21 protein-coding genes, 4 pseudogenes and 1 riboswitch are annotated in these 26,818 nt (G+C 35.6%); of the genes and pseudogenes, 14 read left to right on the top strand and 11 right to left on the bottom strand.

Annotation, left to right across the window (positions count from 1 at the left end; all coding sequences use genetic code 11):
• The first annotated feature begins 12 nt into the window (after positions 1 to 12).
• Both STRUR_RS07245 and STRUR_RS07240 read left to right on the top strand, forming a co-directional pair.
• Positions 13 to 1,175, top strand: a pseudogene (locus STRUR_RS07245) (sialidase family protein).
• Between the two features lie 93 nt (positions 1,176 to 1,268).
• Positions 1,269 to 1,991, top strand: coding sequence for a gamma-glutamyl-gamma-aminobutyrate hydrolase family protein (locus tag STRUR_RS07240; RefSeq protein WP_006738458.1), 723 nt, complete (start codon positions 1,269 to 1,271; stop codon positions 1,989 to 1,991).
• Positions 1,992 to 2,164: 173 nt separating this feature from the next.
• On the opposite strand, the gene STRUR_RS07235 is transcribed toward STRUR_RS07240, so the two are convergent.
• The 5 genes and pseudogenes from STRUR_RS07235 to STRUR_RS07215 form a co-directional block, all read right to left on the bottom strand.
• Positions 2,165 to 3,415: a site-specific integrase gene (locus STRUR_RS07235; RefSeq protein ID WP_006738960.1), complete on the bottom strand. Its 1,251-nt coding sequence runs from the start codon at positions 3,413 to 3,415 to the stop codon at positions 2,165 to 2,167.
• Between the two features lie 64 nt (positions 3,416 to 3,479).
• Positions 3,480 to 3,677 carry an excisionase gene (locus STRUR_RS07230; protein ID WP_006738512.1) on the bottom strand — a complete coding sequence of 66 codons (198 nt, stop codon included), beginning with the start codon at positions 3,675 to 3,677 and terminating at the stop codon, positions 3,480 to 3,482.
• A gap of 184 nt (positions 3,678 to 3,861) precedes the next feature.
• Positions 3,862 to 4,698: a nucleotidyl transferase AbiEii/AbiGii toxin family protein gene (locus STRUR_RS07225; protein WP_006738822.1), complete on the bottom strand. Its 837-nt coding sequence runs from the start codon at positions 4,696 to 4,698 to the stop codon at positions 3,862 to 3,864.
• Complete coding sequence (locus STRUR_RS07220) at positions 4,695 to 5,285, bottom strand: type IV toxin-antitoxin system AbiEi family antitoxin domain-containing protein (RefSeq protein WP_006740461.1); 591 nt, start codon at positions 5,283 to 5,285, stop codon at positions 4,695 to 4,697. The genes STRUR_RS07225 and STRUR_RS07220 overlap by 4 nt, the downstream gene beginning before the upstream one ends.
• 111 nt (positions 5,286 to 5,396) lie before the next feature.
• Positions 5,397 to 5,891, bottom strand: a pseudogene (locus STRUR_RS07215) (CHAP domain-containing protein); the annotation flags it as partial.
• A 5-nt stretch (positions 5,892 to 5,896) separates the two neighbouring features.
• On the opposite strand from STRUR_RS07215, the gene STRUR_RS11525 reads away from it, so the two are divergent.
• From STRUR_RS11525 to STRUR_RS07180, 6 genes and pseudogenes are all read left to right on the top strand, one after another.
• A complete protein-coding gene (locus STRUR_RS11525) occupies positions 5,897 to 6,067 on the top strand; it encodes a hypothetical protein (RefSeq protein ID WP_006738681.1) in 171 nt (56 codons plus the stop codon).
• Positions 6,064 to 6,426, top strand: a complete 363-nt coding sequence (locus STRUR_RS07210; protein WP_006740608.1) for a hypothetical protein — start codon at positions 6,064 to 6,066, stop codon at positions 6,424 to 6,426. Before STRUR_RS11525 ends, STRUR_RS07210 begins: the two co-directional genes overlap by 4 nt.
• A pseudogene (locus tag STRUR_RS07205) lies at positions 6,419 to 6,699 on the top strand (DUF5960 family protein). Before STRUR_RS07210 ends, STRUR_RS07205 begins: the two are co-directional and overlap by 8 nt.
• A 142-nt stretch (positions 6,700 to 6,841) precedes the next feature.
• Positions 6,842 to 11,529 (top strand): annotated as a pseudogene (locus STRUR_RS11325) (DEAD/DEAH box helicase).
• Positions 11,530 to 11,534: 5 nt separating this feature from the next.
• A complete protein-coding gene (locus STRUR_RS07185; RefSeq protein WP_006738506.1) occupies positions 11,535 to 13,580 on the top strand; it encodes an ATP-dependent nuclease in 2,046 nt (681 codons plus the stop codon).
• Positions 13,573 to 15,429 carry a UvrD-helicase domain-containing protein gene (locus STRUR_RS07180; protein WP_006738957.1) on the top strand — a complete coding sequence of 619 codons (1,857 nt, stop codon included), beginning with the start codon at positions 13,573 to 13,575 and terminating at the stop codon, positions 15,427 to 15,429. Before STRUR_RS07185 ends, STRUR_RS07180 begins: the two co-directional genes overlap by 8 nt.
• Positions 15,430 to 15,649: 220 nt before the next feature.
• On the opposite strand, the gene lysS is transcribed toward STRUR_RS07180, so the two are convergent.
• A complete protein-coding gene (lysS, locus tag STRUR_RS07175) occupies positions 15,650 to 17,140 on the bottom strand; it encodes a lysine--tRNA ligase (protein WP_006738806.1) in 1,491 nt (496 codons plus the stop codon).
• Between the two features lie 182 nt (positions 17,141 to 17,322).
• Here lysS and STRUR_RS07170 point away from each other — a divergent pair, with 182 nt between their 5' ends.
• Complete coding sequence (locus STRUR_RS07170) at positions 17,323 to 18,225, top strand: HAD family hydrolase (protein WP_006740464.1); 903 nt, start codon at positions 17,323 to 17,325, stop codon at positions 18,223 to 18,225.
• 21 nt (positions 18,226 to 18,246) lie between these two features.
• On the opposite strand, the gene STRUR_RS07165 is transcribed toward STRUR_RS07170, so the two are convergent.
• From STRUR_RS07165 to STRUR_RS07145, 5 genes are all read right to left on the bottom strand, one after another.
• The gene (locus STRUR_RS07165) at positions 18,247 to 18,885 is read right to left on the bottom strand and encodes a histidine phosphatase family protein (protein WP_006738929.1); all 639 of its coding nucleotides are present in this window, start codon (positions 18,883 to 18,885) and stop codon (positions 18,247 to 18,249) included.
• Between the two features lie 22 nt (positions 18,886 to 18,907).
• Positions 18,908 to 19,273: a YccF domain-containing protein gene (locus STRUR_RS07160; protein ID WP_006738488.1), complete on the bottom strand. Its 366-nt coding sequence runs from the start codon at positions 19,271 to 19,273 to the stop codon at positions 18,908 to 18,910.
• A 7-nt stretch (positions 19,274 to 19,280) separates the two neighbouring features.
• Positions 19,281 to 19,754 (bottom strand): aminoacyl-tRNA deacylase, encoded by a 474-nt coding sequence (locus STRUR_RS07155; protein WP_006738734.1) that lies wholly within the window; start codon positions 19,752 to 19,754, stop codon positions 19,281 to 19,283.
• Positions 19,755 to 19,823: 69 nt separating this feature from the next.
• Positions 19,824 to 20,390, bottom strand: a complete 567-nt coding sequence (gene thiT / locus STRUR_RS07150) for an energy-coupled thiamine transporter ThiT (RefSeq protein ID WP_006739636.1) — start codon at positions 20,388 to 20,390, stop codon at positions 19,824 to 19,826.
• Between the two features lie 45 nt (positions 20,391 to 20,435).
• Positions 20,436 to 20,534, bottom strand: a riboswitch (TPP riboswitch).
• A gap of 72 nt (positions 20,535 to 20,606) precedes the next feature.
• Positions 20,607 to 21,449 carry a glycoside hydrolase family 25 protein gene (locus STRUR_RS07145; protein ID WP_006740574.1) on the bottom strand — a complete coding sequence of 281 codons (843 nt, stop codon included), beginning with the start codon at positions 21,447 to 21,449 and terminating at the stop codon, positions 20,607 to 20,609.
• Positions 21,450 to 21,740: 291 nt separating this feature from the next.
• Here STRUR_RS07145 and STRUR_RS07140 point away from each other — a divergent pair, with 291 nt between their 5' ends.
• The 5 genes from STRUR_RS07140 to STRUR_RS07120 all read left to right on the top strand — a co-directional run bounded on the left by STRUR_RS07140 (position 21,741) and on the right by STRUR_RS07120 (position 26,794).
• A complete protein-coding gene (locus STRUR_RS07140) occupies positions 21,741 to 22,253 on the top strand; it encodes an ECF transporter S component (protein ID WP_006739980.1) in 513 nt (170 codons plus the stop codon).
• Positions 22,237 to 22,614, top strand: a complete 378-nt coding sequence (locus STRUR_RS07135; RefSeq protein WP_006740573.1) for a DUF4430 domain-containing protein — start codon at positions 22,237 to 22,239, stop codon at positions 22,612 to 22,614. The genes STRUR_RS07140 and STRUR_RS07135 overlap by 17 nt, the downstream gene beginning before the upstream one ends.
• A gap of 95 nt (positions 22,615 to 22,709) precedes the next feature.
• A complete protein-coding gene (locus STRUR_RS07130) occupies positions 22,710 to 24,449 on the top strand; it encodes a sensor histidine kinase (protein ID WP_006738496.1) in 1,740 nt (579 codons plus the stop codon).
• 4 nt (positions 24,450 to 24,453) lie between these two features.
• Positions 24,454 to 25,164 carry a LytR/AlgR family response regulator transcription factor gene (locus STRUR_RS07125; RefSeq protein WP_006739792.1) on the top strand — a complete coding sequence of 237 codons (711 nt, stop codon included), beginning with the start codon at positions 24,454 to 24,456 and terminating at the stop codon, positions 25,162 to 25,164.
• 148 nt (positions 25,165 to 25,312) lie between these two features.
• Positions 25,313 to 26,794 (top strand): carbon starvation CstA family protein, encoded by a 1,482-nt coding sequence (locus tag STRUR_RS07120; protein ID WP_006740258.1) that lies wholly within the window; start codon positions 25,313 to 25,315, stop codon positions 26,792 to 26,794.
• The last annotated feature ends 24 nt before the right edge of the window (positions 26,795 to 26,818 follow it).

Here is a 26,818-nt window from a genome sequence, read left to right as displayed (position 1 = left end):
TGAGGTATTAAAATGGTTAAACTTCCTATCGTTCGTGAATCTCTACCAAATGGTGTTGTTTATAGAGATGATTTTTTAGGAATTGATTTTGGATTGATTCCAACAGGGGGAAAGCAACTGCTCATGCTACAACTCTCATTGAAACAAAAGATGGAGGCTTACTATGTGCTTGGTTTGCTGGATCATTTGAAGGCTCAGGCGATATTTCTATAGCTGTTTCAAAATTAGATCCTGAAACACAAGTGTGGTCTGAAGCAGAAATTGTCTCAAAAGGCGAAAATCGTTCTGAACAAAACCCAGCTTTCTTCCGTTCACCAGATGGCGAAATTTGGTTGATTTATACGTCTCAATTAAGTCGTCAAGAAGGTAAAGATAACATGCAATTCACCTCTATTATCATGGTTCAAAAATCATCTGATGAAGGTGTAACGTGGGGCGATCCAGAAGTTCTCTTTCCAGAAGAAGGTACGTTTTCACGTCAAGCAATTCAGATTCTAAGTAATGGACGTTGGATTTTTGCGACATGGATTTGTGAGGATTCTCCAGAAGGATTGACAAATGACCCAACAGAATTCCGTGTTTCAGATGATACAGGTCAAACTTGGAAAATTGTTCGCATGCCAGATTCAGCTGGACGTGTGCATGCTAACTTGATTGAGGTAGAGCCTGGTCACCTCGTTGCCTTTATGCGTAGCCGTTTTGCAGACAATGTTTATATTTCAGAGTCATTTGACTATGGTGATTCTTGGTCTGTACCGGAAAAAACTGTCTTATCAAATAACAATGCAAGTATCTCTGCTATCAAATTGCAAACAGGTGAAATTGCCTTAGCTTACAATGATAATGCTATTGAAAATCCAGAATTCGGAAAAGTTGCTTGGCCTGGACTACGTAATCCGGTTGCTGTATCAATTACCGAAGATTTTGGAAAAACTTGGCCAATCGGACGCGTTTTTGAGCAGGCAGAAAATTTTATCGGTGCGGAAAACCGTACGAATAATAAACAATATGAATACCCAACACTTTACCAATCTCAAAATGGAGACTTACACTTAGTATATGCTTATCGTAATCGGTTATGTATTAAATATGTACGATTTACTTTAGCAGATTTGTTTGGTGAAAAGCGTGAATCTGAAGGGATTTATAATCCAACTTCGGGAGATGGTATCTAACATCATATTAGTTTTTCCTTATCATTGTAATAATAAATAACTATTTCACAAATGCCTAGACTGATTGTAAAATATAAAAAAGGAATGAAGGCTATGAAACAAGTTATTGGAATTACAGAAAATGAATCTCAACAAAATGATCTTACTTTTTTAGAGTCACGTGTCAAACGCACGTTTGCTTCAAAAATTTTTAGTGATGTTATTATTGACGCTGGAGGATTACCATTTGTTTTACCCATTTCGGATCAATCGTTAGTAAGAGATTATGTTTCACGTATTGATAAATTATTGATTACAGGTGGACAAAATGTAGAACTTCGCTATTATGGTAAAGCTAAAGAAATTATCAGTAGTGATTACCACGAAAATAGAGATCAATTTGAAATAGCATTGATCAAAGAAGCAATCAAACAAAAAAAAACTATTTTTGGAATTTGTCGTGGTCTACAAATTATTAATGTTACCTTAGGAGGAACGATAAAACAAGAGGTAAAAGGTCATTGGCAACGAGAAGCTAACGACGTTGCGTGTCACGATATTTCGATTAAGAAAGATTCTATATTAGCTTCTTTTTATGGCCATAAAACGCGTGTTAATTCATTTCATAGACAGGCAATTGATTCATTAGCACCAGAATTAGAATGGATCAGTAGAGATAGCGAATACGGTATTATTGAAGCAGTAGAAGGGAAAGATTTGCCCATATTAGGCGTTCAATGGCATCCAGAACTGACTCTGCAAAAAAAAATAAAGCTGATCAAGCATTATTTCATTTTATTGTTAATCAATTTGGGTAGTAAAAAAACTTCTGAATAATTTTCAGAAGTTTTTTTAGTGTTATTTCATTGTAGGAAAAAGAAACCTGGTTCTACGTTATTTCACGCAAGTCTCTAAAGCCCATTATACCAAGGTTTAGAAACTTAGCTAGGTTTTATATTTTTCCCTAACTTTGTACAAAATTGGTAAATCAGTGGTAAATCAGTGGTAAGTTATTGGTAAGTTTCTTCAAGGTTTGATAGGCTATTTTGAAGGTTTTCTCCGAACTTTTCCATCTCTTTTTCTTTGAGTTCTTTTGTAGCTTCGGCGTAGATATTCATAGTGGTTGAAATATCAGAGTGTCCAAGAATTTCTTGCATCGCCTTCATATTAGTTCCAGCTTCTACCATACGGGTAGTGAAGGTATGACGGAGAGAGTGGTTGCTGAAATTCGGAAGTGCTACCTCACTTTGTATTTTACCATCAAGGACAGCAAAATTGCAATCACGAATAATTCGTTTCAGTGCTTTATTGAGTGTTCCTTGATGGAAGACATTACCAAAACGATTGAGAAAGATAAAATTGGTATAGCCGTCAATCTTACTCTTGCAGACGATTTCAAGCTCTTCTTGACGTTTCTTTTCTAAAATCAGCGCCTCCTTAACTCTTGGTAGTAGTGGGACAGTACGCTCCCCTGCCTTTGTCTTTGGAGTGTTGATTGTAAAAGTGACACCACGATTCGTTCTTGTATCATAATAAACAAGTGTATGGTTGACACTAATAGTATTGCTTTCAAAATCAATGTCTTCCCAACGTAAGCCTGTTACTTCACCGACTCGAAGTCCAGTCCATAACATCGTAATAAATACTGGGTACCAACCTTTATAACGGCTCGTATTCTCTAAAAAATTTTCAAAGAGCTGCTGTTCCTTGAGTGTCAAAGCTCTGTGTCCTTTTTTCCCAGAAGTACGAGACTGCTTTAGCTCCTTCAAAGCATTGTCTGAGGGATTGTTGAAAATATACTCATCATCGACAGCAACTTGAAGAACTTGATGGAGTACGGTATGGATGCTATCAATGGTACTTACCTTGACGTGTCGTTCTTCGGCTAAGTAATTGTAAAAGGAGCGAACCTCACTTTTCTTGAGGTTTGTAATGATGACATTTCCTAATTGACCAGACACGAAATATTCGTATAGGTACTGATAGTTTTTGAAGGTATTATCCTTGAGACCTCGTTTCAAGAGTTTCCACTTTTGGTATAAGTCATCTACAGAAACTTTTTTGGTAACGTTTAATCCGTTGAGAGAATCTTTTATAATTTGCTTTTCTTTTTCTCGTAGCTCAACTAATGACTTGGCATAGATACTATTCATCTTTCTTCGCTTATCACGCCAGCGGTATTCGTAACTACCATTTGGACGTTGATATTCTCCGTCTTTGAGGATGCGATTTTTATTGTCTTTCCGTTTTTTGTTTATCATAGATTTCCTCCATAAAAAAAGAGGGCATAAGCTATTTGATTAGCCTATGCCCTCTGAGTGATTATTAAATTGAATATTGGTTTTCTAGGAATTTCTCAAATTTTGCTCGTTTGATTAGTCGTTTGCTGCCGCACCAGAGGACGAAATCGCAATCATCTTCATTGCTGATTTCACGAAGTTTATTGACTCCGATACTGAAATATGAGGCAGCTTCCTCAACAGTTAGGTTTGATTTTTCCCAGAATGGAATTTCTTTTTTCATGTGTTTTCCTCCGTTATTTTTGATAAAACGAAAACAAGCCCATTTCTGAGCTTGCTTCCAAGGAGATTATGAAAAAGAAAAGTTATTTAGGATGGTTATAGTATAACTAGTAATCCATAAAGTAATCTTAACTGTTCTTCATAATCAATAGTAACTAATTTATATTTGATTGCCATGACTCTTCTTAGAGATTTTTGATAGTTACAAGCAAATCAGTCATCTCTGTCAGAACATCGTTAAATGTAATACCTTTAGTGTAACTATACTTTTTAGAGTAGTTTTCCCACTGATGGTTTTGGGTTGAATCTGTTTTGAATGTTTCTAGCAGATTGATGAATTTATCGAAGTCTAATTCAGTACCTCGATAATCGAAGGTACGCTGACAAGCAGTGAGAAGTTGTTGCGAATCAATATCTGATATCTTCAATTTTGACAAGATATAGACGTCATAGAAGTCTTTGCTTCGACTATTCAAGAAGCTGCGAGAATAAATAGTTTGTAGTTTCTCTGCTAAGATAGTCTCAATCGTGTAGGCAATGATAGGAAACTGTTCTGATGTGAAGATTGGCTTGTAGTCGTAAGTGATGGGCTGCGGAGTGACAATGTCCCCAGTCGCAATATCTAGGTGGATGACCTGTCTGATGTTCTCAAGCTGGCAAAGGATACTTGCACGATAACCTCCGTAATCATCACTTTCCTTAATTGCTGTGACCGACTGAATAGTGAAAGAAATATCTTCATCAGATTTTCCAAGGATATCCTCCAATTGCTGGTGCACGGTCTCTTCTGATAGATTCATTTTACTAAAGAGAAAGTCAATGTCAACGGTACTACGGGAAGCAACCCCGACGACATTTGAGAGCAGAAAACCTCCTTTGAAAATGTAATTTTGAGCATAAGCGCTTTGGCTCAATTTTTTCAGAATAATTTCCAGGAAGTAGTAGGTCATCACAGAATTAAACGTTAATCCTGTTTCTTTTGAAACTTTATGGCAGAGTGCCGTTAATTTTGCTTTGTTCACATTAGCACCTCAAGTGTTTGTTTTATTTGATTGATAATTTTCATTTTTTCAGCGTATTGGTAAAGGTTTGTCAGGTTTTTATTTGGATAGTTGACATAAGCCTTAAGAGTTTTGACGAAAAGTTCATTATCAATTTTTTTACGATTTTGAATAAAGTCACAGATGATACGCTCAAAGTCGTAGGTCTTAACGGTCTGTCCCCAGGGTGTCTTTACAGAGATAACACCAAGGTCAACAATTTCCTTTGGGACGGTATGAACCGCAAGGTTTTGAGGCGGATTATTGAAACGATACCCTCTTGGTACGGTGACTTCAAAATATTGAGGGATTTCATCCGTGAACCCCTGAAGATAAAGAGCGGAAACATAGGAGTAAATAGCTCTTGAAAATCTGTATTGGAAGAAGTAGTACTCGTCATAGTCACCATCGGTAGAAAGATAGATGCCCTTGTCCACTCGGAATATTTTCTCTTCATTTTCAAGTCGTGAGAGATAGACAGCTGGAACCCCAAGCTCTTTACAGTCTTTATATGTAATGATACCGTTATTCTGTTTGAGATAATTCAGAACGGTTTCTTTATTAGACATACGAACTCTCCTCCTTTGTTATGTTTATACTACAATTGTAACTCTTTTGTCGTATATACGCAACACTTAACAATCGTAAAAACTATAAAGAATCGTAAAAATTCGTAAATCTTATTGTGCAACCGCAAAACTGTAATAGCTTTGGTTGCTGAGAACGGCATAGTGTGGTTTGTTTTGAACGCCACCGACATTATATTCTGAGATGAGGAAGGTTCCATCTTGATTGACAGCTTCCACAAATGCGACGTGACCATATTCAGCATAGGTGCCTCCGTAACCACCTTGAACGGACATGACAGAGCCAACTTGAGGCTCTGATACTTGTTTCCAACCACGAGAGACAAGACTAGCAAACCAATCTTGACCATTTCCGTTGTAATTGTAGATAGCTGAGTTGGTACAGATGCCTGTCTCAATCAGGCGATTGCAAACATACCAGGTACATTGTCCAGCTGGATAGGTATTGTTTCCCTGAGTTGTGACCGAGTTCTCACTAGGAACTCCGTATTTGAGTTTTCCAAGATACTCTGGTGGTAAGTCAAAGGTAGACGTGAGAGTACCAGTAGAAAGCCCTGTATCGCCTGAGAAAGCAACAGAGGAGTCTGAGGTGATTGTTCCATGAGAAAGAAGAAAGGCTCCAGACAGCGATTGACACCATCCGAAATCAATTTGGGTTTACCATGATACAAAAAGCAAATTCTTTACAAGAAGCCTCACGTAGTATTGTCAGAAGTAAGTTGATAGGTGGACATTCAGCTGGTGGATTAGACGGACTAAAATGATTGATAGAAGTTATCTCCCCTTTCAGTTAGCAAGAGAACATCAGGATAGGGGCATGATGAAATGGATGGGCTTTTTCTTATCAGAACACACCGCATCATTGTCTGATGATAAGAAAAAGGTTGACTTGAAAAGCGACTTGACCAAGGAAGAAAAACTTGTCCTCATCAGTCAGCTCTATGCTAGTCAGCTACAAGGTCTTTTCATCGTCAAAGAGGATAAACGAAAAGCTACTTGCCTTGGGCAAGTGACAGAACTAAGTCCTAAAGAAATCACAGTAAAAACAGCTGACGGCTATCAGCTGCTTCAAGTCGAGGACATATTATCCATCAGTATGACGGAGGAAACGGATGTTGAGTAGAAAAGAAATATACCAAAACAAACTACAAATTGACTATTTTTCAGACTCCTATCTCAAATTTGAGGAAGATTTCTACCGCTATTCAGCTATGGATGTACCATTGACTTTCTTAACGGATGATATCCTCAGAGAAATGGCAATGAGCCAGAAAAACTACTTCAAGCTCAACAAACACAATAGCAAAGATGGACGAGACCATTATTTCTATTTTCAAATAGAAATTGAAAAAATAATAACTTAGTCAGAAAATACTGGTATGCAGGTTCAAAATAGCATCGCTATGCGGTGGATGCTATTTTTTTGAGCTCAAAAAGGTTATAATAGTTCTAACAATAATCTGCTAAGGGTACCCCTTAGTTAAGTATGTAAGTACTTAACTAACACCTCTGGGTCTTCTTGGCTTGGAGGAGTTTTTATGTCGTTTGAACATCTTGTCAATCAAATCAACGAATTAGCAGAAACACAGCGTGACAGGGGAACCTACTTTGAATACCTTGTCCGTGCTTATTTACAACATGAGCCAACTTATCAAAATGAGTTCAAGCATGTCTGGATGTTAGCTGATGTGCCAAATGACTACCGCATTCCCAAATCGGATATCGGTGTTGACCTTGTGGCTGAAAAGCACACAGGAGAATTAGTGGCTATCCAAGCTAAGTTTTACAATCATGCCATTCAGAAAGCCAACATCGATTCTTTCCTTGGTGAGCTTGGGAAAGAATACTACGATTCAGGCATCATTGTAGCCTCTACAGATAAGTGGGGGAAAAATGCAGAGCAGGCTTTGGCTGATAGGAGTGACGTTGTTCGTATCGGTCTATCAGATTTGAGAAATTCACGAATTGACTGGGAACAATTCTCCTTTGAACGTCCAGAAGAAGTTACCGTCAAGGCTAAAAAGCAACCACGCTATTATCAAAAGGAAGTCATTTCCAAGGCTTTGGAGTATTTCAAAGACCATGACCGTGGTCAGCTCATCATGGCACCTGGTACAGGTAAGACCTTTACTAGCTTAAAAGTCGCAGAGGCGATGGCGAAAGAGGCAGGTAAGGAACAATATGTGGTTCTCTATCTTGTGCCAAGCATTCAACTCTTGACCCAAACCTTGCGTGGTTGGAATAACGACACTGACATGACCATGTCCTCTATGGCAGTGACCAGTGATAGAAATGCCAGCCGCGGTAGTGTCAATCAAGAGGAAACCAACATTCAAATCAAAGCCAGTGACATTGGCTACCCAGCCACAACGTCAGCTAAAAAGGTCGTTGAAAACTATGAAGAGTTGATGAGTTATCCTAAAAAGGAACTCTTGGTTGTCTTTGGCACTTACCAATCTATCGAGGTTTTGGGAAAAGCTCAGAAAAACGGCTTTCCAGTTTTTGACTTCATCATCGCTGATGAGGCTCACCGAACAACTGGGGCAAAAGCACTTGGTTCAGATGACTCAGCCTTTACCATGGTACACAGTGACTTAAATGTCAAAGGTGTCAAACGTCTCTACCAAACAGCCACCCCAAAACTTTATGGTGTCGATGCTAAAAAGAAGTCACAAGCGAACTCCATTGTCATTTCAAGTATGGATGATGAAAGCCTCTACGGTAAGGTCTTTTATCGTCTCGGCTTTGGCGATGCCATCAGCCACGATATTTTGACAGACTACAAGCTCATGGTCTTGGCAGTGGATGAGACCGTGGTTCAAAAGGATATGCAAAAATCCCTGTCTGACCCTGAAAATGGTCTCAATATTGATGATGTCGGTCGCATCATTGGTGTCTGGAATGGGATGATTAAGCGTGAGAGCTTTGCGGATAAGGTGTCTGGTGAACCGATGAAACGAGCCATTGCCTTTTCAAGAACCATCAAAGACAGCCAACGCTTATCAGAGCAATTTGAAAGTGTGGTTAATGACTACCTAGATAGTGAGGATGGTTACTCTGTCAATGTCCGTCACGTTGATGGGGGCATGAATGCTCTTGAAAAGAACGAAGCACTGGACTGGCTGGCCAGTGATGACATCCCTGAAAATTCAGCTCGCATCTTATCCAATGTCCGTTTCTTGACTGAAGGGATTGACGTGCCAAACCTTGATGCCATCGTCTTTCTTTCGCCACGGAAATCACAGGTGGACATCGTCCAAGCGGTAGGTCGGATTATCCGTAAGTTTGAAGGGAAAGAGTACGGCTATATCATCTTGCCAATCGTTGTTCCAGCAGGAGAGACGGCTGAGACCATCCTTGACAATAACAAGTCCTATGATGTGGTCTGGCAGGTGCTAAATGCGCTGCGTTCCGTCGATGAACGCTTTGAGGCGACCATCAATAAACTAGAACTCAATAAGAAAAAACCTAAAAACATCCAAGTCATCGGTGTAGGTACTGCACCAGATGACCCAGATTTCAACAAAAATACTGGCACAGATGTCGAAGAACCTATGCGACCTTATCAAACAGAGCTTGAACTGGAATGGGAGGCTGTCGAAGGGGCTATCTACGGTAAAATCGTTCAGAAAGTCGGAGACAGACGCTACCTTGAAGACTGGTCAAAAGATGTGGCAGATATTGCCAGACGACACATTCAAGGGATTGAGATTATCCTTGAGCAGAACCCTGACAGCAAGTCAGCCTTTGAGAAGTTCCTTCACAGCTTGCAGCACAATATCAACGAGTCTATTGATGACAGGCAAGCTATTGAGATGTTGGCACAGCACTTGATTACTCTGCCTATCTTTGATGCCCTTTTCGGAGACTATGGGTTTGTCAAAAATAACCCTGTCAGCTCTGCTATGGAACAAATCATTGCAGAACTGTCTCAATACGGCTTTGAAAAGGAGCAGAAGGAGCTGCAACCTTTCTATGATTCCGTGCGTTTGCGTGCGGAAGGTATCGACAACGCCCAAGCCAAACAGAAAATCATCATCACGCTTTACGACAAGTTTTTCGCAACTGGTTTCAAGTCAACCACAGAACGGCTAGGTATCGTCTTTACACCAGTAGAAGTGGTAGACTTTATCGTGCGGTCGGTTGACGTGGTCTTGAGAAGGCATTTTGGCAAGACCCTTGCCAGTGAGAATGTCCATATCCTAGACCCCTTCACAGGGACAGGTACTTTTATCACACGAACCCTTAACTACCTCAAATCCCTCATGGATAAGGGAGAAATCTCCTATACAGACCTAGTCAGAAAGTACACGCAGGAACTTCATGCTAATGAAATCGTCCTCCTGAGCTACTATATCGCTGCCATCAATATCGAGGCAGTCTTTGATGACATCAATGGCGATAAGCCTTACAAGCCTTTTTGAAGGCATTGTCCTGACAGATACCTTTGAATCCACAGAGACTGAGGACACACTGGATGACTCTTTCTTTGGGACAAATGACCAACGCCTCAAACGTCAGCAGGAAAAACCGATAACAGCCATTATCGGTAATCCACCGTACTCTATCGGTCAAGGTAGCCAAAATGATAACAACCAAAACATCTCCTATCCTAAACTAGATAAACGCTTGGCGGATACCTATGTGGCAAAATCAAATGCAGGACTGACAAAAGGACTATATGACAGCTACATAAAAGCTTTCCGTTGGGCATCTGACCGTCTCAAGGGTCAGGGGGGCATTGGCTTTGTGACGAACGGAAACTACCTCAATACCAACTCAGCTGACGGACTTCGAGCTGGACTTTATGAAGAATTTAACCATCTTTATATTTTTAATCTGCGTGGAGACCAACGTACCCTTGGGGAACAATCACGTAGAGAAGGTGGGAAAATCTTTGGCTCAGGTAGTCGAACACCAGTAGCCATTTCTATCCTTGTCAAAGACGGTTCAGACAGTCATGAACTCCACTATCATGACATTGGAGACTATCTCTCGCAGAAAGAAAAGCTCCGTATTATTGAAGACTTTGGGGATATGTCAGCCATTGACTGGCAGACCATCCAGCCTGATGATAACAATGACTGGCTCAATCAACGAGACCCAAATTATCAAGAAGTATGCTGTCATGGCTGGAGAGCAGGATTCGGTGTTTATTCAAAATATCATAGGAGTTTCAACTAATCGTGATAGTTGGGTATATAATTTTTCAAAACAAAATGTAGAGCAAAATAGCCATAAGCTAATCTCTAATTATAATTCTGAATTAGAGAGATTAAATTCGGTACAAATTGATGAACGGAAATCGCTATTGAATCGAGATGATAATTTTATAAAGTGGTCTGTAAAACTGGAAGATTCAATTTTGAAATCTAAAAAAATCCAATTTAATAAGGATAAGATTATTAAGTCATTATATCGTCCATTTACAAAGAAAAATCTCTATTACGGTAATGATGTCGTAGAACGTCCTGGTCAATGGTATAAGAAATTTGGTGAAGGAAATCTTGTTATCTTAACAACAGGTAGAGGTGTATCTCGTGATTTTTCTCCATTGATAACAAATTTAATACCTAACATGGATAGTCTGGAAAAAGCTCAAAGTTTCATGCGCTATGATAATGAAGTGGATGAAACAGCACTTTTCCAATCGCATGATAATATGAATCAGGCTTTTGCGGACAAGTTGGGACTGAGTTTGGATGACACCTTTGCCTATGTCTATGGTCTGCTTAATTCTCGTGATTATCAAGAAAAGTATGCCAATGATTTGAAGAAAGATTTGGCTCGGATTCCGATAGCTAAGCATAAAGAAAAGTATGTTGAAGTCGGCAAGGCTTTGATGGACTTGCACCTCAACTATGAAGAAGTGCCTGTCTATGAAGATGTGGATATTCAGTTATCCGCTCAGCCTTCTTACAAGGTTACGAAGATGAAATTCATCAAAAAAGGGGATCGCTCTGCGATTGTCTATAATAACGATATCACTATCAAGAATATTCCTGAGAAAGCTTATGAGTATGTGGTCAATGGTCGCTCGGCTATTGAGTGGATTATGGACCAGTACCAAGTTAAGACGGATAAAAAATCTGGCATCACTGATAACCCAAATGACTACAGTACAGATGAAAAGTATATCTTTAATCTCTTGCTACGGATTATCAACATTTCAATGCAGACAGTTGACTTGGTTAATAGCCTGCCTAAGTTTGAAGTGGAGGAGTGAGTGAAGTGTTTCTAGAAAAAGTAGAATATTGGGATTTTCGAAAATATAAATCAACTGATGATTCTCCCGGATTGACTGTTAAATTTCAAAGAGGAATGAATTTGATAGTTGGTGAGAACGATGCTGGAAAAACAGCAATTATTGATGGAATCAAATTATTATTAGGTACTTTGAGCGATGACTACGATAGAATTGTAGATACAGATTTTTACACAATGGATGGAAAGATATTCAATGAGGAGTTTAAAATCATTGGATTATTTAAGGGGCTTTCAGATGAAGAAGCTGCTAAATTTTTAGAGTGGATTTCATTTGATGAGGGAAATAATCCTCAATTGAAAATTACATTAAAAGTTGTTAAAAAGAAAAACCCTAATGGAAAAGAGTATTTTGATCGTAAAATATATGGTGGGGACAACCATTCCGAGACAATCATAGATAGCGAGGCAAAGCAACTCTTAAAAGCTATCTATTTGAGACCATTAAGGGATGCTCAGAGGGAATTACGTCCAGGTCCTTATTCTAGATTATCTAACATTCTTTCTGCCCATCCTCAGATTGGCGAAGGTGGAAAACAAGAACTTTTGGATATTGTGGGTAAGGCGAACGGAGAGGTAAAAGAATTTTTCTCTAAGGATGAACATAATGTGGTTCAGTTAATTATGGATCAATTAGCAACTTTTTATGATAAAAATGATTTTGAAAAAAGTAAGATTGCATTTAATGTTTCAGAGGCTAATATTTATTCTATACTATCGAGACTAAGTTTAGATACTGAAAGTGTTAATTTAGGGTTAGGCAATTCCAATATTTTATATATTGCAGTTGAATTGCTTTTGATGCATGATGATAGTGATTATATCGGTCCTAGAATTGCATTAATCGAAGAAATAGAAGCTCATTTACACACACAAGCCCAAATTCGGTTGATTAAGCATATGGAGAATAATTCTTCTACCCAATTTATTCTAACTACTCACAGCACCAACTTAGCCTCTTCTATCAATCCTAAGAACCTAATTTTACTATACAACAATCAAGCATTCTCAATGGCAGAATCAGAAACTTTGCTAGGAAAAGAAGATTATGAGTTTTTGGAAAGGTTTTTAGATGCGACCAAAAGCAATTTATTTTTTGCCAAAGGATTGATATTTGTAGAAGGTGATGCTGAAAATTTGCTGCTTCCTGCATTTGCTGAGCTAATAGGATATCCGTTACATGAATATGGTGTTTCTATAGTTAATATAGGAAATACAGCATTTGAACGCTACATCAAATTATTTTCAAGAAGAGGAGATGATAGAATTGAATTACCTGTTTCTATTGTAACTGATGTAGATGTCAGACCTCTGGAATATTACAATGATAAAGGTACGACTGGCGAAGTATACGTAATAGAAAGTCAAAATGAATTTCAACAGATTTTAAGCGAATTGGGATTAGAATCTGATTTAACTGATGAAGACCGTCCCTACGGTACAATATTCTCTACAAGAAATAAACTTAAAGATGAATTCGAGATTAGTGAAACTTTAGATGAAAATGAATTCAATAAAAAAGTTGCTAAAGAATTGACTAAAGATTATATTAATATTCTTATAGGAGTAAAAAAGAATAATATTATACAAAAATACAAGGACTATAATGCGAATTCTAAAACATTTGTCGCACCAGCATGGACTTTAGAATATAGTTTAGCGAGAAGTCCGTTAGTAAAATTACTCTGGAAATCAATTCATGAAACAAGATACAAGAACCCTTACAGTCCTGTTAATCAAAATAAGTTTGATGAGATAAATAATCAGCTTACCACTAGTGATGATACAATCAGTTCCGAACTAGCTTATGATATCTTTAAACCTTTAAACGATAAGAAGGTCTCTAAAGCGATTGTTGCTCAAAAGTTGGCGATTGAAATTGGAAAGTTAGCTAGTGAGAATAAAGAGCAACTTAAAACAGAAGTGCTTTCCAATGACTACACTCAATATCTAGTGAAGGCGATTAAATATGCTGCTCAAATCAATGAAGAAGAGGGAGGGACTGATGAATGAATTAATAGCATCAATTGAGAAAAGTTTACTCCCGTCTGGATGTCATTTTTCCGAGGAACAAAAGGATGTCATTTTACACAACGATACAATGGACGTTGTCGCTGGACCTGGAACTGGAAAAACAACAGTACTAACTGCACGTGTTAAAATATTACTTGAACAATTGAAGGATTCAGGACAAGGAATTTGTGTACTTACTCACACTAATGTTGCTGTGGATGAAATAAAATCAAGTTTAAGAAAACTCGGGATTGAAGACATAAAAACTCCTCACTTTATTGGAACTATTCAAGATTTTTTCAATACATTTTTTGCTAAGAAAGCGTTTCATTTAATTCTTGGCGATAAAAAAATGCGAGTACTTGATGATGATATATTTCGTGAAAGATTTAATAAGCAGTTTGTTGGATATTATCAATTCTTAGATGTTTCAGTTCTGAAGTATTTACCCAATCCAGCTGGAAAAATAGATAAATGGAATTTTAGTCAAGAGGCTAAACCAGTGAGAGTAGAATCTAAGGTGGGTGGACGAAATAAGCAATATAATAACGCATTTAATACAAGTATGGAGAATTTATTTAAATCAGGTATTATTACAAATAATTGTTGTCTAGAATTGTCAAAATGGTATATTGAACAGCATAACGAGATGTTTAGAAATATAATTTCAAAAAGATTTGATTATTTATTGTTGGACGAAGTGCAAGATACTAGTCAATTTCAATTTGAATTAATTCAATCGTTATTTGATAAAACTTCTGTAATCATTCAAAAGTTTGGTGATCCATATCAAGCAATATATAATATTTGGGGTGGGGATACGGAATTAGCTTGGGAAATTGATGACTCTATGGAGAAGCGTATTTCAAAAACATCGCGATTCGGCGAGTCTATTGTAAATATAGTGAAAAATGTTTGTGTGAAGAAGTATGATGATTTGGAATCAGATTCTAAGAATAATTCCTTCCCTCCATATTTTATTGTCTATGATAATGGCGATGATTTAATTAATAAATATTGTTCACTGATTGATAGATTAGAAAAAGGAAATGAAACTTTTAAGAACTCATCAAAGTCTAAAGTTATTGTCTCAGCACAGCACAAGGACTTGGAAAATACTTTTGGTGAAAGATACCAACGTGTTGTTGTAAAGGATCTAAATTACAGGAGTGATTTAGACTTATTTTTGGATATATGCTTAAAAGAATTATCAAGAAATTTTGAAAATAACTTTGAAGATAGATTGAAAGAAGATGGTTTTAGAATAAAGATATTTAAAATTATTAAAAATCTGAGAAATGAAGATGATGAGAAAATAATCGATGGATTGAGTGCACTTCTTGATGAACTCATAGATGATGAGGGATTATTGCAAAATAAAAATACCTTATGTAATGAGATTAAAGATAAGTTGCAAAATAATTTTTCTAAAAACATACAAATTCAAACTAATGTGTCGGTAGATAATGCAGGTAAAGACATAAGATTGGGGACTATCCATTCGGTAAAAGGGGAAACTCACAAAGCAACTTTACTGATGTTGAATTCAAAATTTACTAATGGGTATGCGGATACCTCACCTAGCTACTCTATACTTCAATTGCTTGAAAAATATTTGAGTAATAATTATGTAGAACTACCGGAAGATAAAAATGATGAGGAGAAGGAAACGGAAAAAGCTCTTAAACTTGCATATGTGGCACTCAGTAGACCGACTCATCTAGTTTGTATAGGTATTCCGGCTCAATTAATTGAAAGAGACAGTGATTTTTTGAGTAATCTGCAGAAAGCTGGATGGATAGAATTTCCTACAATCAATGATACAACAATTGTAAATAACTTGATGTAATTCTGATAAATATATCTTTTTCGGAAATACATAAATGACAGTAGAAATTCTGCTGTCATTTTTGCTATCCAGAAACGAAAAAAACTTCCCTTGGAATAATCCAAGAGAAGTTTTTTTCGTTATAAGTTCTTATAACTGTTTGTATTCTTGTGGTAAATTTTTGGTAAGTTGTGCCATTCACCCTTTAGAAATGTTGATATAACAGCGTTTCTGAAACATTTTATTTCATTGTAGGGAATAAAAGTACATCACGAATAGTAGTTGAATCAGTTAGGAGCATGCAGAGACGATCAATGCCAATACCTAATCCGCCAGTTGGTGGCATACCATATTCAAGTGCTTCCACATAATCGTAATCAATACCAGTTGCTTCATCATCACCTAATTCTTTAGCCTTAGCTTGTGCTTCAAAGCGAGATAGTTGGTCAATAGGATCATTTAACTCTGTGAAGGCATTAGCATATTCCTTAGTCATGATAAAGAGTTCAAATCTATCAGTAAAACGAGGGTCTTCTGGATTCTTCTTAGCTAGTGGTGAAACTTCTACAGGATGTCCATAGACAAAAGTTGGTTGAACAAGTGTTTCTTCAACAAACTCTTCGAAGAAAGCATTGATAATGTGACCAACACTGGTAAAATGTTTTTCAAGAGGGACCTTTTTATCTTCTGCTAATTGAACAGCCTCTTCAAAAGTCATTTCTGGCCAGAAATCAACACCTGTAACTTCTTTGATAGCATCAACGATGTGAACTCGTTTAAATGGTTGATTGATTTTGATTTCAGTATCTTGATAAAGTACGGAATCATCTCCTTTAACAGCTTTAGCAGCATGTTGAATAATGCCTTCAGTTAAATTCATGATATCTTGATAATCAGCATAAGCTTGATATACTTCAATAGATGTGAACTCTGGGTTATGTGTTGCATCCATACCTTCGTTCCGGAAGATACGACCGATTTCATAAACACGTTCCATACCACCAACAATCAAACGTTTTAAATGCAATTCAGTCGCAATACGAAGAACCATGTCAATATTTTGAGCGTTGTGATGTGTTACAAATGGTCTTGCTGCAGCACCACCAGCTTCATTATGAAGAACAGGTGTTTCAACTTCTAAGAAACCTAGACCATCTAAATAACGACGAATTTCTGAAATGATTTTTGAACGCATTACAAAACGATCAAAGCTTTCCCGATTAGCAATCAAGTCAAGATGACGTTTGCGGTAAATAGTTTCAATGTCGTTCAAACCGTGAAATTTCTCTGGAAGTGGACGAAGTGCTTTAGATAAATGAGTGATTTTTGTTGCTTTAATCGATAATTCTCCCATATCCGTACGCATCACTTCACCCTCAACACCTAAAAAGTCACCAAGGTCTGCTTTTTTAAAAATGCCGTAATTTTCTTCCCCAACAGTGTCTTGACGGACATAAATTTGGATTTGACCTTCACGGTCTTGGATATGTGCAAAGCCAACTTTTCCTTTACCACGTTTAGTCATTAATCGACCTGCAATAATAGCTGTTTCATTTAAATCGTGCAAGTCTTCTTTTGATTTATCGGCATATTGTTCTTTTAATTGGGCAGAATTAGCACTACGTTCAAAACGCTTACCAAATGGGTCGATTCCTTGTTCTGCCAAAGCCGTCATTTTTTCACGACGGACAATCTGTTGATCATTTAATTCTTCGATATGTTCGTTCGACATGATTTCCTCCAATAAGTATTCTTTTTTATTGTAACATAAAAAAATAGATAATTCATCCTATTTTCTTTGGAAAAAGGCGTAAGCTTGGGCTTAAAGTCTAAAAGAGATTTTGAAAAAATTGAAAAGGTTTTTTAAAAATAGTATAATAGCAGATAGTTTGAAAAGGGGAATAAAATTTAATCATGATTACTTCAATTGTCTTTGATGTTGACGATACTATCTATGACCAACAAGCACCATATCGAAAAGCTATGGAAAAATGCTTTCCAGATTTTGATATGAACCATATCAATAAAGCTTATATTCGCTTTCGTCATTATTCAGATATTGGCTTTCCAAGAGTAATGGCTGGTGAATGGACAACTGAGTATTTCAGATTCTGGCGTTGCAAAGAAACACTCCTAGAATTTGATTATCCTGAAATCAATCTTGAAACTGGTAAAGCATTTCAAGAGATTTATGAGTATGAGTTAGAACACATTACAATGCTTGATGAAATGCGTATGACCTTAGATTTTCTAAAATCAAAGCAGGTACCGATGGGAATTATCACCAATGGACCAACTGAGCATCAACTCAAAAAAGTCAAAAAACTTGGTTTATATGATTATGTTGAACCAAAACGAGTTATTGTCAGTCAAGCTACAGGTTTTCAAAAACCTGAAAAAGAAATTTTCAACTTAGCTGCGGAACAGTTTGACATGAATCCCTCAACAACTCTCTACGTTGGTGACTCTTATGATAATGATATAATGGGAGCAAAAAATGGTGGTTGGAATGCCATGTGGTTTAATCATCGTGGTAGATCACTAAAAGCAGGAACAAAGCCAGTCTATGATGTAGCCATTGATAGTTTTGAACAATTATTTGGAGCGGTCAAAGTACTTTTTGATTTACCAGATAATAAAGTGATATTTGATCTAAATGACAAGAAAAATCCTGTTTTAGAAATGGGAATCAACAATGGCCTTATGATGGCAGCAGAACGCCTTCTTGAAAGTAATATGAGTATCGATAAAGTTGTTATTTTATTAAGACTCAATAAACAACAAGAAAGAATACTACGCATGAAATATGCAAAATAAAAAAGCAGATTATCTGCTTTTTTATTTTTGTTTGACAACTTCTGCCAAATAAGATTTATCATTCCAGACTAGACAATCAAAATCTTTAAAGTCATTTGTTTCAAGAACTGTTAAACTGGCATTATCAAGTCCACCTCGAGAACGTAATAAAGCTGGCTCAAAACTAAGGAGTGATTGAATAGCTGCTGTCAAATTAGCACCATGTCCAACAATTAAGACCTTATCGTAGTCCTTACCTTGAAGACTTTCTATAAAACGGCGTACACGATGCGTTGTTTCGTAAATCGTTTCAGCTTCAAACATACTGGCATCAAACTTAGCTAAATTATGCCTAAATGCATCCATTTGATGTGGATAAATTGCTGAAATTGTTGAGATTTTGGCACCTTCTAATCTTCCTAATTGCCATTCTCTCAGTTCTTTATGACACGAAATCTCCTTTGGATAACGATTTTCTGACATAAGGATCTCTGCACTGTTTTGAGCTCTTTTTAAATCACTAGAAAAAACAGCATCAAAGGCAATATCTTTTAGGTAATAACCAAGTTCTTTTAATTCTTCTTTAGCTTCTTCTAAGAGTGGTGAATCACCATTAGCTCCTTGAAATCTTCCTTCCAGATTCCATTTTGTTTTCCCATGTCTAACAAAATAAAGTTTCATAAATCTTCTTTTTCCTCCTTTATTAAATTGGTACGATTTTAGCCCCAAATGGGATTATACTTACATATGCTAATTTAACAGATTGCCAGGCAAATGGTATTCCAACAATGGTGACACAAAGAAGAATAGCTGAACTAAGATGCATTAGAGCAAGTTCCCATCCAACTAAGACAATCCAAATTAAGTTCAAAATGAGATGACCCCCACTTTGACCTGGTTCGATGGTTTTTCCAAATGGGAATAATCCAAATTGTCCAATTTTAAAGCATTGGATACCAACTGGTATGCCAATTACTGTAAAACAAAGGATTAGACCAATAATGGACCAGGCAAGCCAAGCCCATAATCCTGAAAAAATAAACCATATTATATTACCTAAAATTTTCATAAGACTCCTAAACAATAATATCAGCAAAAGATGCTTCAACAAATTGAGCTAATAACTGACTATTAATTTTGATTGAACGACCAATTTCTCCAGCTGATACAATCATTGTACCTTTATCAAGAGCAGATTGGTCAATAATAATTGGATAAGAATGTTTTTGACGGATACCGACTGGATTGTTAGCACCGTGAACATAACCTGTTGTTTTTTGTAAATTCTTTTGTGGAATCATACTAACTTTTTTATTTTTTGATATTTTAGCTAGCTTTTTTTCGGAAAGATGTTCAGTTATTGGAACAATTCCAATAATGGGACCAGTTTTATCACCAATTAAAGCTAATGTTTTATAGATATCTGATTTATTAATATGATCAGGTAAATCATCTTTTAAGGCATTAAGTGATAAACTGTCATGCTCTATGCCAGCTTTATCTAAAATTTGATCGACAAGTGTTTTTTTCTGTTTCGATTTTTTGGACATAAATTCCTCACATACAAAAAAGTGGTACAAACTTAATTATACCACTTTATATCAATTATTAAAAGAAGATTAACGCTTTGAAGGAATAAAGAATTTTGATTGTGTTTCAAGTAAAATATAGACAGAGATTAAGACAAAAATCAAAGTTAGTAGGCCTGCAGTACCGTTTACAGTAAATGAATACCAAAATGCTGACATGCCTTTTGGTGCATAACTACCCCAAAAAATGACACCGGCAATATAATGCCAAATATAACGAACAAGAACTGCCAAAGTTGCACCTTGAAAAGCAGAAGAAATAGCTGATTTCATTTTCTTTTGTTTGATAGCAGCTTGAACTTGATTAGCAAATAAACCAGCTAATCCCATAGATACAAAAGCTAAAATATATTCAATTAAGACTTGAGATAAACTGAGATAATAAACTTTTCCCAAAATAAAATGTAGTAATCCCCAAATAAGACTAGCTAATAATCCATACTTAAGTCCACGTCGTAATGCGTAAAGAACAATAGGGATAGCTCCAAATGAAGGTGTGAACCAACTGGCAAAGTCTGGTATATAAGATAATACCATAGCTAACGCAGCAAAAATAGCTGCTTCAATTAAACAAGTAACGTTAGATTTTGGTGACATAAAAAAACTCCTTATGAACAACACAAAAGGAGACGGTGTTTTGTCAAAATGACTTTTCACAATCCCTACGCTCGTATTAACGAGATCAGGTCCTTAGGATTTCGCAAATCTGCGATCTCAGCCAAAGCACTCCTTTGTGAGTATTTATTTTTTTCCATTATAAAATGAAAGTACTTACTTGTCAAGATAATAAAAAAGCTGATAATTATCAACTTTTTATTGTTTACCAAATAATTTTTTGTATGTTTTTTGCTTGTCCTTTGTTACAGCAATTTGATTTAAATCAAGAGGATTTGAAAAGCCATTTAAGTAACCTTGAGATGTATATTGGTGTAAATCATAATCAAGGGAAGTATCAGGGGCAGCTTCATAATAGCCTGAGTCTGTACCATAAGTTGGAATCCACACAGCATCAAATCCTTTAGTAGAAATATTTTGTTCTTGCATGAAATAAGTACCAATATAAATACCAACATTTTTAGCACCAAGTTTTTTCAACTCATCACGAAATGCTTTTACACCTTTATTCATATTTTTCATTGTAGCCTCTTCAACGTCAATCCAATAAAACGTTGGTTTATAAGGAGATGCATTTTTGTAAAAAGCTTTTGCTTCTGCCTTCATTTCTGAAGTGTTAGAACCTAGAGCATAACTATAAACAGCAACAGGAACATTGCGTTTTTGAAACTCTTTAATATGCTTTTTAAATGATTTATCAATTCCGGTAGTATAAGCAGCATTATTATGTGCAGTTATTTGTGATCCTCCATAAACACGAACAATTGCACCGGAAATATTTTTAGATAAGGTATCGTAATCGATCTCACTTGGTAGTTGCCAGCCAGAAACATCGATGATTGGATTAAGGACAAACTCTTTTTTTTCTGTGGAACTAGTAGTCGTTTTTGAACTCTGCTTTGTTGTAGTAGGAATACTTGCTCTTGCTTTATTTAAAGTTTGTTTTTGTAAGTAATTAGCATGTATTTTTCCAACAATCAGCATGAGTGCAATTAATGCAAAAAAAACGGCAACCACTAGGGGTTTTATTCTTCTTCTCATTATCCATATTGTAACCTAAAAGACTAAAAAAATCAAAATTTCCTAACTAATTTCTTATGTTTTAGCTGATTTTTAGTGGATTTTTGAACAAAATGACTCATTTTTTCCAAAAATGAAGATAAAAACTACTGTAAAAGAGATAGTGTTAGGAAAAAAGAATAACATTAAAATATCAAACAATATCAATGTTTCTATTAGATAAGTAAAAATTAGGGTTTCTATTTTAAAAAGGTTTGCAATTGATAAATGAATTTGTCATAATAAATTGATTACAATTAGGTGAGGTATCGAATGGCAATAAAACAGATGACAAGAATAGCTATTTTTTCGGCTTTATGTGTCGTTCTACGAATAGCTTTCTCTAGCCTTCCAAATATTCAGCCAATAACAGCATTATTCTTTGTTATTTCTTTATATTTTGGTTTATCAGAAGCGATATTAGTGATGACAATTACAATGTTTACAAGTTCTTTTTTATTAGGATTTGGTCCTTGGATTTTCTGGCAAATACTATCTTTTAGTATCATCTTAATGATTTGGAAGATACTTATTGTACCACTTTTTTCTAAATTTAAGTTTGAGAGAGTCATTAAGTTATTACTCCAATCTCTTATTTTAGCATTATTAGCCTTTTGTTATGGATTGTTGATAGATTCCTTCTTTGCTTACATCTATAGTATGCCTTGGTGGTCTTATGTACTAGCTGGTTTTATTTATAATATTGGTCATGCTTTGTCAACGGGTCTTTTTTATCCCATATTAGTTTCAATTTTTAGGAGATTTAAAAATGAAAAAATATATTAAATTACTGTTAATAGTGTCCCTATTTCTTTTTCTTTCGGCATGTTCTCATTCATCTCATAGCAAGAGTAGTAATCAAAATACAAGACCTAAGGTGAGACTCATTTTGAAAAAAGATAAGTCTGTTTTGGATAAAAAAGTAACTTTCAAAAAAGGTCAAACTGTTATGGCAGTGCTAAAGAAACATTATAAAGTGGTCGAAAATAATGGGTTTATCACAGAAATTGATGGTCTAAAACAAGATCAAGTAGCTAAGAAATATTGGATGTTTGACATAAATGGTAAAGTTGCTCCAAAAGCTGCAAATCAAATCAAAGTTAAATCAGGAGATGTTATTACGTTTTATCAAAAAGTTTATAAATGAAAAGGCATAAATATGCCTTTTTATTTTTTGTCATTTTTTAAATCACTTGTTATTATGATATAATAATGATAAAAAAATGGTAAAAGGATAAAGAAATGACACTTTTTTTAATCATGATGGAAAGAGCGGGTTTAATCATTCTCCTATCCTATGGTTTTGTTCATATTCCTATGATTAAAGAGACTTTAAACTATCCCAAAAAAGCAAAAAACCAATTTATTTTACTCTGTCTCTTTAGTGTGTTTGCAACTATTTCTAATTTTACTGGTGTTGAGATTAAAGCTGACCTATCTATTGTTAATCAAACTTTAAGCCATATTGCTGATCAATCATCTGTTGCAAATACTAGAGTATTAACAATCGGTATGGCTGGACTTATAGGGGGACCATTTATTGGGATCGTAGTAGGTTTAATTTCAGTATTTTTCAGATATTTACAAGGTGGTTTATCACCCTATATCTATGTGGTGTCTTCATTGCTGATTGGGCTATTCTCAGGTATTTCAGGTCATTATTTTAGAAAATCATCAGGTGAAATTACTGTTAGACAAGGCATGTTGATTGGTTTTTTAATGGAAGTGCTACAAATGGTCTGCATTTTATTGTTGAGTCCAAAATTTGAGCAAGCATGGCGATTGGTTGCATTTATTAGTTTACCGATGATACTAAGTAATACATTAGGTGTAGGAATTTTTATTTCTATTATTACGGCCACAAAAAAATTGGAAGATCAAGCAAAAGCAGTCCAGACCCATCAAGTGTTAGAATTAACCAATCTTACATTGCCCTATTTAAGACAAGGTTTATCTATAGAATCATGTCAACCTGTGGCTAAAATTATTTACCAACATATGAATGTCAGTGCAGTTAGTCTAACCAATACAACAACGATTTTAGCTTTTGTAGGTATGGGGTCTGATCATCATCTACCAAACACAGCATTATTAACAGAATTGGCAAAAAGAGCCATTGCAACTGGTAAATTAACTATAGGAAGGACTAAAAGTGAGATAGAATGTCATCATCCTAATTGCCCGTTAACATCTGCTATTGTTATTCCACTAAAATGGCATGAAGAAACCATCGGTACCTTAAAGTTGTATTTTTCTAACGAGGAAAAAATGACTTATGCTGATCAACAAATGGCAATGGGTTTAGGAAATATATTTTCAACACAATTAGCCTTAGGACAAGCTGAAGAAGCAGCAAGACTTTTAAGTGATGCCGAACTAAAGTCATTACAAGCTCAAGTTAATCCTCATTTTTTATTTAATGCTCTAAACACCATTTCTGCATTGATACGTATGGATAGTGAGAAAGCCAGATATCTAGTTGGTGAATTTAGCAAATTTATTCGTTCAAATTTACAAGGAACGAGAAATAACATCATACCTTTAGAAAATGAAATTGAACAAGTTAATGCTTTTCTTGCCTTAGAAAATGCAAGATTTCCAGATAATGTTCAATTTGAAATGCATAATAACATTCCTGTTAATCAAAAAGTTTCCCTTCCGCCATTTACCTTACAAATATTGGTAGAAAATGCTTATAAACATGCCTTTGATAAACAAGAGAATGGCAATAAACTCTGTGTTGATATTAGTATAAAAAGAAATGATTTATTATTGGTAGTTACTGACAATGGTATTGGAATACCAAAGGATAAGCTAAAGCTTCTTGGAAAACAAAAAGTAAAATCAAAAGGAAATGGCTCAGCAATTGAAAATTTAAATAAAAGATTGCATTTTTTATATGGAACGAAGGCAAAACTTCATTTTGAGTCTAGCTCAAAAGGAACCCAAGTAACGGTTAAAATACCACTGGAGGAGATGTGAAGATATGAACATACTAATAGTTGATGATGAACCATTAGCACGTAATGAATTAACTTTTCTTTTAAAACGATTTTCTTCCAAAAATCAAATCAATGAAGCTAGTAATATCAGAGAGGCTCAGTCATGTTTGTTACAAGAGCAGTATGACCTTGTTTTTATTGACATTCATTTAGGTAAAGAGTCTGGTATGACATTAGCTAAGATAATGAATCAAATGAAAAAGCCCCCAAAAATTATATTTGCAACAGCTTATGACCAATATGCATTGGAAGCATTTGAACAAAATGCACAAGATTATCTTTTGAAACCTTATGATTATGACCGTTTGTGCAAGTCTTTAGAAAAAGTCACGAATCACATCCAAAAAAGTAAGTCTCATCAGGAATCAAGACAAGTTTTCTCTGTCTGTTATGACGAAAAAGTGGTAATGGTTAAAAAGCAAGAAATTATCTCTATTGAGGCTATGCAAGGTAAGACGATTTTATACACTCCAAAAACATCATTTTATTCAGACCAAACACTTCAAAAGTGGTTATCAAAACTTCCAAAGGATCAATTTTTAAAAGTTCATCGCTCATATATCATAAATATTAGAGAAATTAAAACAATTGAACCATGGTTTAATCAGACTCTTCGACTTCATATGTCAAACCATCAAGCAATTCCAGTTAGTCGTTCTCATGTCAAAATGTTAAAATCTAAACTTGATTTTTAATTGTTTTAGTTATTTAAATCAGATCATAGCTATTTCGCCCTTCAAAATAGTTAATTCATAAATAATAAAAATGTTATCATTGAAAACTTGCTAAAATATTATTAATGAAAGCGTTTTATTACGCGTGAGAAATTTTAGGAGGTCAGTTATGGTAACATTTTTAGGTGGTATTTTTTTGTTAGTTCTTGGCTATTTTACTTATGGCAAATACATAGAGAAAAATTTTCAAATAGATGCTAACAGGCAGACACCTGCAGAGGTCTTAAAAGATGGCTATGATTTTGTTCCAATGCCAAAATGGAAAAACGCAATGATTGAATTGCTAAACATAGCGGGTACTGGTCCTATTTTTGGACCAATCATGGGTGCATTATATGGACCGGTAGCTTATTTATGGATTATCTTTGGTTGTATTTTTGCAGGTGCAGTTCATGATTATATGATTGGTATGATTTCACTTCGTAATAACGGTGCTTATCTTCCTGAACTAGCAAGTCGCTACTTAGGCAAATCCATGAAACATGTCATTAATATTTTTTCAATGCTTCTGTTGTTATTAGTTGCTACTGTATTTGTAGTAACACCAGCAAATTTGATTTTAAGTATCTTACCAAAAGGATTTCTAGCACTTCCTTGGATTATTGCCATTATCTTTGTTTATTATTTAATTTCTACAGTTTTACCTATTGATAAAGCCTTAGGAAAAGTATATCCAGCATTTTGTGTTATTTTAATGATTAGTACTGCAGCGGTAGGATTTCGATTAGTAACGGGTGGATTTGATATGCCTAATTTGACAGTATCTACTTTTAGGAATATGCATCCAACAGGATTACATATTTTCCCAGCATTATTCTTTACCATTTCTTGTGGTGCTATTTCTGGATTTCATGCCACTCAAGCGCCTATGGTTTCAAGAACAACTGTAAATGAGCGTGAAGGTCGCTTTACTTTCTATGGTATGATGATTGCTGAAGGTGTTATTGCTATGATTTGGGCAGCTGCATCAATGAGTTTATTTAAAGGTCAAACCTTAAATCAAATGATTGCCTCAGGGACACCATCAGCTGTTGTGAATCAAGTGATGGTAATGCTTCTTGGCGGTACATTAGGAACTATTGCTATTATAGGTGTGATTGTTTTACCAGTTTCTTCAGGTTTATCTGCCTTCCGAAGCCTCAGAACGATTGTTGCAGATTATATTCATGTTAAACAAGATACGTTACCGAAAATCTTTGCAGTTACTATACCACTTTATGTTATATCCTTTGTTTTGACGCATGTTGATTTCAACCTCTTATGGCGTTATTTTAACTGGGCAAATCAAGTGACAGCCGTTATAGGTCTTTTAGTAGCGACAAGGTATTTAGTTCTAAAACGTCGAAACTATTTTGTTACTCTGATACCTGCTTCATTTATGCTCTATGCAGTAGTAGCCTATATATTAAGTCAAAAAATCGGTTTTAATATGGGATTAAACTTAATAACTTATCTTGTTTCAACCTTGATTACTGTGGGATTACTCTTCTTGTTTTGGCAGTCCGGACAAAAGCAGTTAAGAACAGTAAGTTCAGATGCTTTCTTGTTTAATGATCAAAAACCCATACATTATTTCGCAAGTTTAGACTAAAAAAAGCAACCATTAGGTTGCTTT

Origin of the sequence: Streptococcus urinalis 2285-97, assembly GCF_000188055.2 — a bacterium.
Classification (GTDB): domain Bacteria; phylum Bacillota; class Bacilli; order Lactobacillales; family Streptococcaceae; genus Streptococcus; species Streptococcus urinalis.
The sequence above is the reverse complement of the archived record's forward strand: the minus strand, read 5'-3'. Positions and strand labels throughout refer to the sequence as shown.

Bases quoted from the DNA above. Each gene is read 5' to 3' on its own strand.
- STRUR_RS07235 (WP_006738960.1), bottom strand. From the start codon at position 3,415: ATGATAAACAAAAAACGGAAAGACAATAAAAATCGCATCCTCAAAGAC.
- STRUR_RS07120 (WP_006740258.1), top strand. From the start codon at position 25,313: ATGGTAACATTTTTAGGTGGTATTTTTTTGTTAGTTCTTGGCTATTTT.
- STRUR_RS07155 (WP_006738734.1), bottom strand. From the start codon at position 19,754: ATGTCCAAAAAATCGAAACAGAAAAAAACACTTGTCGATCAAATTTTA.
- STRUR_RS07230 (WP_006738512.1), bottom strand. From the start codon at position 3,677: ATGAAAAAAGAAATTCCATTCTGGGAAAAATCAAACCTAACTGTTGAG.
- STRUR_RS07170 (WP_006740464.1), top strand. From the start codon at position 17,323: ATGATTACTTCAATTGTCTTTGATGTTGACGATACTATCTATGACCAA.
- STRUR_RS07125 (WP_006739792.1), top strand. From the start codon at position 24,454: ATGAACATACTAATAGTTGATGATGAACCATTAGCACGTAATGAATTA.
- STRUR_RS07160 (WP_006738488.1), bottom strand. From the start codon at position 19,273: ATGAAAATTTTAGGTAATATAATATGGTTTATTTTTTCAGGATTATGG.
- STRUR_RS07180 (WP_006738957.1), top strand. From the start codon at position 13,573: ATGAATGAATTAATAGCATCAATTGAGAAAAGTTTACTCCCGTCTGGA.
- STRUR_RS07210 (WP_006740608.1), top strand. From the start codon at position 6,064: ATGATTGATAGAAGTTATCTCCCCTTTCAGTTAGCAAGAGAACATCAG.
- lysS (WP_006738806.1), bottom strand. From the start codon at position 17,140: ATGTCGAACGAACATATCGAAGAATTAAATGATCAACAGATTGTCCGT.
- STRUR_RS07165 (WP_006738929.1), bottom strand. From the start codon at position 18,885: ATGAAACTTTATTTTGTTAGACATGGGAAAACAAAATGGAATCTGGAA.
- STRUR_RS07145 (WP_006740574.1), bottom strand. From the start codon at position 21,449: ATGAGAAGAAGAATAAAACCCCTAGTGGTTGCCGTTTTTTTTGCATTA.
- STRUR_RS07140 (WP_006739980.1), top strand. From the start codon at position 21,741: ATGGCAATAAAACAGATGACAAGAATAGCTATTTTTTCGGCTTTATGT.
- thiT (WP_006739636.1), bottom strand. From the start codon at position 20,390: ATGTCACCAAAATCTAACGTTACTTGTTTAATTGAAGCAGCTATTTTT.
- STRUR_RS07240 (WP_006738458.1), top strand. From the start codon at position 1,269: ATGAAACAAGTTATTGGAATTACAGAAAATGAATCTCAACAAAATGAT.
- STRUR_RS07135 (WP_006740573.1), top strand. From the start codon at position 22,237: ATGAAAAAATATATTAAATTACTGTTAATAGTGTCCCTATTTCTTTTT.
- STRUR_RS07130 (WP_006738496.1), top strand. From the start codon at position 22,710: ATGACACTTTTTTTAATCATGATGGAAAGAGCGGGTTTAATCATTCTC.
- STRUR_RS07220 (WP_006740461.1), bottom strand. From the start codon at position 5,285: ATGTCTAATAAAGAAACCGTTCTGAATTATCTCAAACAGAATAACGGT.